This is a genomic window from Nonomuraea sp. NPDC003201 (assembly GCF_053590415.1).
In genome coordinates, this window is record NZ_JBSFTC010000572.1 from 1 (window position 1) to 3,820 (window position 3,820).

The window sequence follows — 3,820 nt, forward strand, 5'->3', positions numbered from 1 at the left end:
GGCGCGGTGATGGCGACGACCGCCATGTCGTCGTGCTCGCCGGCGCCGACCCACTGGCAGGCCAGCATCTGGACGCGGTCGGCCAGGGCTTCGGGGGGCATGCCGGCGCACTGCCGGAGCTGCTCGCACAGCCGCTCCTCGCCGAAGAACTCGTCGCCGAGCGGGCCGCCCCTGGCCTCGACGATGCCGTCGCTGTAGAGCAGGCACGTCTCGCCGGGCTCCAGCAGCACCGGCTCGGTGACGCTGGTGATGGGCTCCACCAGGCCGATCAGCGTGCCGGCGGCGTGGACCGGCTCCACGCGGCCGTCGTTGCGCAGGATCAGCGGCGGCGGATGCCCGGCGCTGGTCAGCCGCACCACGACCTGGTTCGCGCGACGCGAGATCGAGGCCAGGACGAGCGTGACGAAGCTCGTCGGATCCCCGTGGGTGAGCAGCGCGCCGTTCAGCAGTTCGAGCACCCGATGGTGGTCGTCGGCCAGCGGCACCAGGGCGCGCAGGATGTTGCGGATCCTGCCGGTGAGCACGGCGGCCTCCAGGCCCTTGCCGGACACGTCGCCGAGCACCACCAGCGACTCCCGGCCGGAGCCGCCGACGGGATGCACGTCGTAGAAGTCGCCGCCGACGCGTTCGCTGTCGCCCGCGGGCCGGTAGCGGGCCGCCAGCTCCACGCCCTCGAGCGGCGGCGCCGTGGGCGGCAGCAGCTCGGCCATCAGGGTCTCGGCGATGGCCGCCTGCTCGGCGTACAGCCGCGCGACCGAGATCGCCGCACCGGCCCACGCGGTGAACAGCGGCGCGAACACCTCCTCGGCGTCCGAGAAACCGGCCTGAGGGGTACGGCGCAGCAGCACCAGCGCGCCCGCGGCCAGGCCATGGCCCGGCAGCGCGGTCACCGCCACGGAGCCCACCTCGCCGCCCCGGTCGCGCAGCACCCAGCCGGGCGCCTCGGCCGGCTCGACCCACCGGACGGGCGCCGGAGGGAAGCCCTGCAGCGCCTCCGCGAGCCCCGGGAGCGTACGGGGATCGACGGACGCGCGCTCGCGGGACACCTCGCCCTCCGGATCGCAGTAGGCGATCGTGTACTGGCGCGGGGCCAGCGGCATGACGACCAGCGCGGCGTCGGCGAGCCGCCGGGCGGCCAGGCGCGCGGTCGCCTCCAGGCAACGCTCCATGTTCAGCGACGACAGCAGCTCGACGGACGCCTCCACCATGAACGCGGTCCACTCCCGCTCGGCGCGCAGTTCCTCGACGGCCCGCTGGTGATCGTCCACGTCGACCAGCCACCACGTGACCCGATCGCGCCCGGCGTGCACCGGATGCGCCTCGAACACCGGCCCGCCCACCGGCCCGCGCGCCCGCTGATCGGCCCGCTGATCGGCCCGCTGATCGGCCCGCTGATCGACCCGCTGATCGACACGGCGCCCGGCGCAGACCTCACGATGGGCCTGCGACAGCCAGGCCGGGGCCACCCGCGCCAGCGGCACGCCGACGGCCGCGCCGGCGAGAAGCAGCCGGGCCGCCTCGTTCGCCCGCTCGATGATGCCGGCGCTGTCGACCGTCAGCATCGGGTACGGCGCGTCGTCCCACACCATCCCGATCGTGCCTCGCCCCAGACCCCTCTCCAGAATCGTCACTCTACGTGCTGGGGGCCGTGGGATTCGTCACCTCATATGGTTCTTTGCAGTATCTTTCACCCCGCGCGCGGCGAGCGGATCTTCAGGGGAATCGATTGCTCGCCCCGTTCGTATGGGGGTGGCCGAGGCGAGAAGGACGAGTTTGTCGGCGTCGTCACTGCCGGGGTCCGGGTGGTAGACGACGAGCGTCTGGCCTGGAGCGCCGCCGACGCCCAGCCGCTCCCGGTTCAGCCGCAGGCCACCGACCTGCGGGTGGTCGATGTGCTTGGCCGCGCCTTCGCACGCCTCCACGTCGTGCCGGGCCCAGAGCCGGCTGAAGCGGGGGCTGGCGAGGGAGAGCTCGCCGACGAGCTCGATGCATCGGGGGTCGTCCGTGTCGGTGCCGACGGACTCACGGAAGCCGGCGACCATGCCCGCGGCGGCGTTCTCCCAGTCCGGGTAGAGCGCCTGCTCGGCGGGGTCGAGGAACAGGTCCCGCAGGCGGTTGGCGCCCGCCACGAGGCGCGGCGACAGAGCGGTCGCCAGCGCGTTGGCGGCGAGGACGTCGAAGTAGCGGCCCTCGACGTACGCGGGCAGCGGCAGCATGGCGACGAGCCGGGCGACGCCCGGAGGGACGGTCTCCTTCCTGGGCCGCCGCCGGCGCCGCCGGGGTTGGCCGGAGCCGAGGCGCAGCAGGTACGCCGTCGCGTCGTCGTCGAGTCGCAGCACGCGGGCGAGGGCCTCGAGGACCTGCGCGGAGGGGTTGCGGTCGCGGCCCTGCTCCAGGCGCAGGTAGTAGTCGGCGCTGATGCCGGCGAGCATCGCGACCTCTTCCCGGCGCAGGCCCGGCACACGCCGCACCCCCGAAACGGGGATACCGACCTGTTCGGGAGTGACGAGCTCGCGGCGCGCGCGCACGTAATCACCCAGCAGGTTCGATTCGCTCATCTCCGCACTGTAATCCGCGCGACCGCCTGCCTGCCTGGTCCTGTCACCCCCAGGATCGCGGGGGCTCTGGCTCCGTCCGGGCCTGGTCGGCAGCCTGGCGGACCATGACAACATATTTGCTGGTACACGGCGCCTGGCACAGCGGGCAGTGCTGGGAGCGGGTCGTCCCGTTGCTGGAGTCGGCCGGACACCGGGTGGCCGCGCCGTCGCTGACCGGCCACGGCGACAAGGCGCATCTGCTCAGCCCCGAGGTCGGGCTGGACACGCACGTCGGCGACATCGTCGGGCTGATCCTCGAGGAGGACCTCACCGAGGTGATACTCGTGGGACACAGCTACGCGGGGCTGGTCATCTCGTCCGCCGCCAACCAGGTCCCGGATCGGATCGCGCGGCTGGTCTACCTCGACGCGATGGTCCCGGAGGACGGCGAGAGCGCGGCCGACGTCCAACCCATGACCCGGGCCCTGATCGACCGCGCCGCGCAGTCCGGCGGCGGCTGGCGGGTTCCGCCGCTGCCCGAGCTGCCGCCGCCCGCGGGGCTGTTCGGGGTCACCGACCCCGCGGACGCCGCCTGGCTGCGCACGATGCTGTCGGATCAGCCGGTGCGCACCCTGCGGCAACCGGTCCGGCTGGACAACCCGGCCGTGAACGCGATCCCGCGGACCCACATCCACTGCACCGTCGGCAAGCCGGACGGCATCACCCGCCGGCCCGTCCCCGAGACGCAGCCCAACGGCGCCCCGGCACAGGTGTGGGAACTGGAGACCGGCCACGACTGCATGATCACCATGCCGGCCGAGCTCGCCGAACTACTGCTCAAGCTCGGCTGATCCTGTTGAGAAAGAGGGAGTCGATGGCCGGGTCGCCCGTGGGCGGGTCCAGGCGGGTGGGGGCGCCCGCCTCCAGGAGGGCCTGCACGGTGCCGAGGTAGTCGCCGTCCTCCGCGCGGTTGTGGCGCAGCCCCCACAGCGCGCAGTCCAGCGGGGTCGGGCCCTCGTCGTCGAAGGCGCGGTCGTCCAGATCGGCGCCGCGCTCGATGAGCAGCCGCACGGTCGCCGTGCGGCCGTGCATGGCGGCCTGGTCGATCGGCGTGAAGTTGCTCCAGCCGCGCGTGTCCACCGCCATGCCGGCGTCCAGCAGGGCCCGCACCACGTCGGTACGGCCCAGCAGGGCGAACTGGCCCAGCGCCCAGCCGTAGTCCCCGGTGTCCGCCGGGTTGCCGGGAGCCGGCGGCGGCGCGGCGGGCAGGCGTGCCGACTCGC

General features: G+C 73.6%; 4 protein-coding genes. 1 reads left to right on the plus strand and 3 read right to left on the minus strand.

The features are described from left to right. Together ACWDX9_RS60875 and ACWDX9_RS60880 are read right to left on the minus strand one after the other, a co-directional pair. Nucleotides 1-1,631, minus strand: a 1,631-nt coding sequence (locus tag ACWDX9_RS60875) for a PP2C family protein-serine/threonine phosphatase (protein ID WP_449973042.1), incomplete at its 3' end; no start/stop codon positions are given. Between the two features lie 27 nt (nucleotides 1,632-1,658). Then, the gene (locus ACWDX9_RS60880) at nucleotides 1,659-2,558 is read right to left on the minus strand and encodes a helix-turn-helix domain-containing protein (protein WP_449973043.1); all 900 of its coding nucleotides are present in this window, start codon (nucleotides 2,556-2,558) and stop codon (nucleotides 1,659-1,661) included. A 104-nt stretch (nucleotides 2,559-2,662) separates the two neighbouring features. Here ACWDX9_RS60880 and ACWDX9_RS60885 point away from each other — a divergent pair, with 104 nt between their 5' ends. Then, complete coding sequence (locus ACWDX9_RS60885; protein WP_449973044.1) at nucleotides 2,663-3,388, plus strand: alpha/beta fold hydrolase; 726 nt, start codon at nucleotides 2,663-2,665, stop codon at nucleotides 3,386-3,388. Here the strand turns inward: ACWDX9_RS60885 and ACWDX9_RS60890 are convergent. After that, a partial coding sequence (locus ACWDX9_RS60890; RefSeq protein WP_449973045.1) for an ankyrin repeat domain-containing protein occupies nucleotides 3,375-3,820 on the minus strand: 446 nt, incomplete at its 5' end. The two genes, ACWDX9_RS60885 and ACWDX9_RS60890, sit on opposite strands and share 14 nt — an antisense overlap.